The following is a 5,559-nucleotide window of genomic DNA, read 5'->3' on the forward strand; positions in this document are numbered from 1 at the left end:
GAGAAGCACTGTTACCTGAGTTACCTAAAAACAGTGTAATTGTCATGGACAATGCCGCTTTTCATAAACGCAGTGATATTCAAGCAATCATTGAAGAGCATGGGCATGAGATAGTTTGGTTACCCCCTTATAGTCCAGACTTAAATCCCATTGAAAAGATGTGGGCTTGGATTAAGCAAATACGCAAAGAATGGCGGATGGATTGTATTGATACTTTATTCTTTTATCTGCCTTGGATTGGATTGGGTTTTAGATGATTGCACTATAAAGTGCGTTCTAAATCGGTCTTTGATAGATGTTGTTATTCATGGATGAATTATTGATATAACAATAGTTAATTGAAAATATTTTATTTTTACCGATGAACCAAATTTTCACCATCGCGTTGATGAAGATGTGCAAAAACCCATCCAGAGGTGAAGGTAATCATTCCAATAATGATAAAGGTATATTGAAAAGCACGATGTAGGTTACCGTCAGCAAGCCCGCTATTGTGAAAACCATTTAGCAATAATGCCCCCAAAGCAATACCAAAGCTAATGCCTAATTGTTGGTTGACCGCCATTAAGCTATTGCCGCTTCCCGCTTGCCAATCTCTAAGGTCTGCTAGGGTTAAGGTATTCATTGCGGTAAATTGGATGGAGTTACATAAGCCCATAATAAAAAGTAAGGGTAAGAGCATCCATAAGGGAGTGTGCGCATTAGGAAGTGCTAATAGGGCGATAAGGGTGCCAATAATGCGTGTGTTATAAACCAATACTTTGCGATAACCAAAGGATTTCATCAGTGGCGCAACTAGGGATTTACCAATCATTGCAGCTACGGCAATGGGGGCTAGCATCCATCCTGAGAGGACAGCATCGTAACCAAATGCCACTTGTAGTAATAAAGGAAGTAGAAAGGGAACCGCATTCATGCCAAGCCGACTAATAATGCTGCCAGAGATTCCTAAACGGTAGGTCCGAACCTTCCATAGGTTAGGTGCATAGATAGCATCGGGTGCCCTCCGTGCGTACTGCCAATAAAGGTAAAGGCATATTCCACCAGCTACAGCACAAATGATGCCAAAAAGACGCGAAGCGGGATGCAGAATGGTTTCAACAAATAAGGTAAGTCCTGCCGCTCCACCACTAAAAAGCAAAAATCCAGCATAATCTAGGTGAACGTGTTGGGTATCTGTGGCGCGAAAGTTGGGCATCAGTTTTAAGGTCATCCATAAGCCTGCCAAGCCGATGGGAACATTGATAAGGAATATCCAATGCCAACTGGCATAATCGACTAGGTAACCGCCCACTAATGGTCCAAGCACTGGACCGAGAAGTGCAGGGGTGACGACATAGTTCATAACGGGTAGGAGGCGATCTTTGGGATAGGCGCGCATGATGACTAATCTCGGAACGGGCATTAACATTGCGCCACCCATGCCTTGGACAACTCGACCAAATACGAGCATTGATAAGCTAGGTGCAGCTGCACAAAGCAGTGAGCCAAAGATAAATAGTGCCATAGAAACGACAAAAACGCGCTGCGTTCCATAGCGATCACATAAGTAGCCAAATAAGGGCATCAGTAAGGCTAAAGTGAGTGCATAGGAGATAATAGCAGATTGCATGTTTAAGGGCGGATTGCTGTAAGTCTTCCGCCATTTTTGGAAGCGCGGTATTTAGGATGGTGGCATCCAGTAATTGCATAAATACCGCAATTGCGAGTAGGGCAGGTAGCCAACGAGAAAGAGAAGAAGGAACGGTGGTATGCATACGACTTTTCTTTTTAAGGCGTTTCTTGTTTTAACTTCCGAGTGGTTAGGTTGGTAACCGCTTGTGCTAAACTGATTTTCCCAGAAAGTAAGTGGTGAATATGCTCAACAATCGGCATACGAATATTGTGCCGGCAAGCTAGTACCCACGTATCATGCGCGGCACCTTCCCCTTCAACGACTTGTCCGATTTCAGCTTTGGCTTGTTCTGCTGTTTTGCCCTGACCTAGAGCCAGACCAAATCGTCGATTACGAGATTGGTTGTCTGTTGCGGTCAGAACCAAATCACCCATTCCAGCTAAACCAGCTAAGGTTTGTGGCGAAGCGCCTAGGGCTTCGGCTAAACGCGTGGTTTCATGTAGTCCGCGAGTAATAAGAGCGGCTCGTGTATTTGCACCACAACCTAATCCGTCAGCAATGCCAGTGGCAATAGCGATAATGTTTTTGACGGCTCCACCAATTTGTGCACCGATGATGTCGTTACTGGTATAACATAAAAAATTGGTACGATGAAAGGGGCGAGCAAAGGGTTCTGGTTGATGTCCCGTTGCTGCCGCGATAGTCACAGCAGTTGGTTGTCCGGCGGCGACTTCTTTGGCAAAACTTGGTCCAGCTAATATCGCATGCGGATGTTGTTGCCCAAAATGTTCAGTAAATACGCTGGATAAAAGTCGTCCCGTACCATGCTCAAAACCCTTAATTGCCCACAAAACAGGGGTTTTTTGAATATAAGGTGCAATTTGTGTCAAGAGCGGGGAAAAATGTTCACTCGGAACCACCATTAAGAGGAGTTCTGCATTTGTTAAGGCAGTAGGAAGGTTATCAGTGGGATAAAGGGTGTCAGGAAAAAAAAACGCCCGGCAAATAGCGGGCGTTTTCATGGTTTTGAGTGAGTTGAGCAATATGCTCAGGACGATGTCCCCATAAGCGGACAGTATGTCCACCTCTTGCCAGCTGAAGCGCAAGTGCAGTTCCCCAACTACCTGCGCCCAAAACAGCGATATTCATTATGCTTGACCACTTTGAGCGCTTTCTTGCTGCGCTTGTTGTAATTTGTGCTGATAAATGGCATCAAAGTTTACTGGTTGTAAATAAAGCGGTGGGAAGCCAGCACGGTTGATTGCGCTGCTGATAACTTCTCTTGCGTAAGGATAAAGTGTTGTTGGGCAATAGACGTTTAAGGCATGATGGAGTTGCGCAGGCTCAAGACCTTGAATTTCAAAAACGCCACTTTGTTGGACTTCGGTGAGGTAAATGCTCTTTTCAGTTTTTTCATCTTTAGCTGTCACGGTTAATCGAAGTTTGACAGCGTAATAGCCTTCTTCTTTTAATTCTTCAATTTCGTGTGTTACGCCTAAGCTGATTTCTGGAGAAAGTTCTTCTTGGAAAACGTGTGGGGCATTAGGCACTTCAACAGAAATATCATCGACATAGAGTTTACGAATTTCTAATAGGATGGCTTGTTGTTCTTGTTCGCTCATGGGTTCCTCGTTTTGTTTGATAAAAGATAATGAAATTGTATCATCTTATAAGGCTATATCGTGATTTTATAAGAAAATTGAAGCCAATCCTAATAAAACTAGAAATCCTACCACATCGGTAACGGTTGTCAGAATGACGGAACCTGCCAGTGCAGGATCGATTTTTAGTTTGTTTAAAATCAGCGGAATAATAACCCCCGATAATGCCGCGAAAAGCAGGTTAACAAAAATAGCCACAAACACGATAAGTGCAAGATTGGCTTGTCCAAACCAAACAATCGCAATTGCCGCAGTAACTAGTCCCCAAACTAAGCCACCAATAATGCTAATGAGTAGCTCGCGTAAGAGTAATGACCAAGCGTTCGCACCCTCAATTTGTCCCAATGCAATGCCTCGAATAATAATGGTGAGTGACTGTGAACCCGCAATGCCACCCATGCTAGCAACAACAGGGGAAAGGGCTGCTAATGCGACTACTTTTTCAATGGTATCACCAAAGGCATTGATGACAGAAGCTGCTGCTAAAGCGGTAATAAGGTTAACCCCCAGCCAAACGCTTCGACTAATCGCTGCTTTATGAATAGGCGCAAAGGTATCGACTTCTTCATCCATACCGGCTGTTTGCATGAGTAAGCGCTCGGATTCTTCTTGGATATAATCCACGACATCATCAACGGTTACGCGTCCAACGAGTTGTTCGTTCTCATTTAAAACGGCTGCTGAAACGAGATCATGTTCTCGGAAAAGTCGCGCAACTTGTTGTCCTGGCATATTCACGTCTAAAGCAACAAAATCTGTATTCATCACTTCACGCATGGAAAGGTTATTATCTGCGGTGAGCAAATGTGTTAGGATAACTTCCCCTTGTAGATGACCTTCTCTATCAACAACGAAAATTTTATTGGTTACATCTGGTAAGGTATCCATACGGCGAAGGTAACGAATAACGGTTTGTACTAAGGTTTCAGGACGCACAGAAATAGGGTCGGTATTCATCATCCCGCCAGCGCTATCTTCATCATATTCTAGAATTTGTGTGAGACGTTCGCGTTGGGCTTCATCAAAAGAAGCCATCAGTTTTAAGGCAACATCGTCTGGAATATCTTGTAAGAAGTCGACTAAGTCATCCTCATCCATAGAGCCAGCGGTTTGAACCAGCTCTTCATGGCTCATATCATCGACGATATCTTCTAAGACAGATTCAGAAAGATGCGCTAAAACATCCCCACCGTATTCGCTATCAACGGCTTCCCACACTTGCTCACGTTCTGTCGGTGGCAGGGACTCTAGCATCCGCGCAATTTCAGCAGGCGCAAGTTCGTTAACAATTTCGCTAACTTCTTCTAAGTCTTCTTCATGCAGCGCATCGCGCACTTGCGTTAAGGGGGTAATGTTGATTTCTTCTTCGCGTTCAGCAGGTTCAAATTCAGTCATATCGCGCCCCCGATAAAAATTGGGATATCCTAATGTTTTTTAGAAAAATTGCTAGTGTTAAAGTCAAAAGTTACTTTGTTTTTCTATGAATATCTGGTCAGAATGTAAAAAAAACGTTTGTGGTTTAAAAGTATGCGCTATGCCAGATTTGGCTTTATAGTATAAAAATTAATGTTAACCGTTAGGCTGATTCAAAGAGATATAGGAGAAATAGCGTCAATGCAATGGTGGTTTAAATATCCTGAATTAATGCGTCGTTCTTTTAATTTATGGCCGCCTTTTTGGCTAACAGGTATTAAAGTTGAAAAGGTCGCCCCCGATTATTCATATGCCCGCGTGAAATTAAAATGGCGACCATGGACAAGAAATCTAAATGGCTCGCAATTTGGCGGTAGTTTATTTTCAATGACTGACCCGATTTATACTACTTTGCTGCTTGCCCGATTAGGGATTAAGCGTTATTACGTTTGGGATCAAGCAGCAGAAATTGTTTTTAAGAAGCCGGCTTATGGTGCGGTATGGTTTGAGGCAGAAGTATCAGATGCGTTTATTGAAGACATTCGCCAACAAACCGCTAGTGGAGAAAAATATTTGCCTAAAGTGGTGAATCGATTAGTTAATAAAAATGGTGATTTAATTGCAGAGGTGAATCGTACCTTATATGTGCGTTTGCGTCCTGCTTTTCGACCTAAACAATAGAAATCATAATTCTCTATTGTTAGCTATATAAATATCATACGAACTTTAAATGAAATTATGATGTTTATTTGAAGGTTGTATTTAATATCTAGTAATTTTTTAGTTAAATTATTTTTTTAATAAGTTGATGAGTTTATTGAGATAAAGATTTTTAATATTAAATAGAAATAAAAAATATTTAATTTTATA

At 42.3% G+C, this 5,559-nt stretch carries 6 protein-coding genes and 1 pseudogene; 2 read left to right on the top strand and 5 right to left on the bottom strand.

Annotation, left to right across the window (positions count from 1 at the left end):
* The coding region (locus tag A5N85_RS11955) for a transposase (protein WP_211268195.1) at positions 1-257 on the top strand (257 nt) is incomplete at its 5' end.
* Between the two features lie 98 nt (positions 258-355).
* Here A5N85_RS11955 and A5N85_RS11960 read toward each other — a convergent pair.
* The 5 genes and pseudogenes from A5N85_RS11960 to mgtE form a co-directional block, all read right to left on the bottom strand.
* Positions 356-1,757: pseudogene (locus tag A5N85_RS11960) on the bottom strand (DHA2 family efflux MFS transporter permease subunit).
* A 13-nt stretch (positions 1,758-1,770) separates the two neighbouring features.
* The gene (locus tag A5N85_RS11965) at positions 1,771-2,637 is read right to left on the bottom strand and encodes an NAD(P)H-dependent glycerol-3-phosphate dehydrogenase (protein WP_249023973.1); all 867 of its coding nucleotides are present in this window, start codon (positions 2,635-2,637) and stop codon (positions 1,771-1,773) included.
* The gene (locus tag A5N85_RS16710) at positions 2,597-2,764 is read right to left on the bottom strand and encodes a 2-dehydropantoate 2-reductase N-terminal domain-containing protein (protein ID WP_249023974.1); all 168 of its coding nucleotides are present in this window, start codon (positions 2,762-2,764) and stop codon (positions 2,597-2,599) included. Before A5N85_RS16710 ends, A5N85_RS11965 begins: the two co-directional genes overlap by 41 nt.
* Positions 2,764-3,237 (bottom strand): protein-export chaperone SecB, encoded by a 474-nt coding sequence (gene secB / locus A5N85_RS11970; RefSeq protein WP_072577424.1) that lies wholly within the window; start codon positions 3,235-3,237, stop codon positions 2,764-2,766. The genes A5N85_RS16710 and secB overlap by 1 nt, the downstream gene beginning before the upstream one ends.
* A 66-nt stretch (positions 3,238-3,303) precedes the next feature.
* On the bottom strand, positions 3,304-4,671 hold the full coding sequence (mgtE, locus tag A5N85_RS11975) for a magnesium transporter (protein WP_072577425.1): 1,368 nt from the start codon (positions 4,669-4,671) through the stop codon (positions 3,304-3,306).
* Positions 4,672-4,890: 219 nt separating this feature from the next.
* On the opposite strand from mgtE, the gene A5N85_RS11980 reads away from it, so the two are divergent.
* On the top strand, positions 4,891-5,370 hold the full coding sequence (locus A5N85_RS11980) for a DUF4442 domain-containing protein (RefSeq protein ID WP_072577426.1): 480 nt from the start codon (positions 4,891-4,893) through the stop codon (positions 5,368-5,370).
* The last annotated feature ends 189 nt before the right edge of the window (positions 5,371-5,559 follow it).

The sequence above is a fragment of the Suttonella ornithocola genome (assembly GCF_001889065.1).
Lineage (GTDB): Bacteria > Pseudomonadota > Gammaproteobacteria > Cardiobacteriales > Cardiobacteriaceae > Suttonella_A > Suttonella_A ornithocola.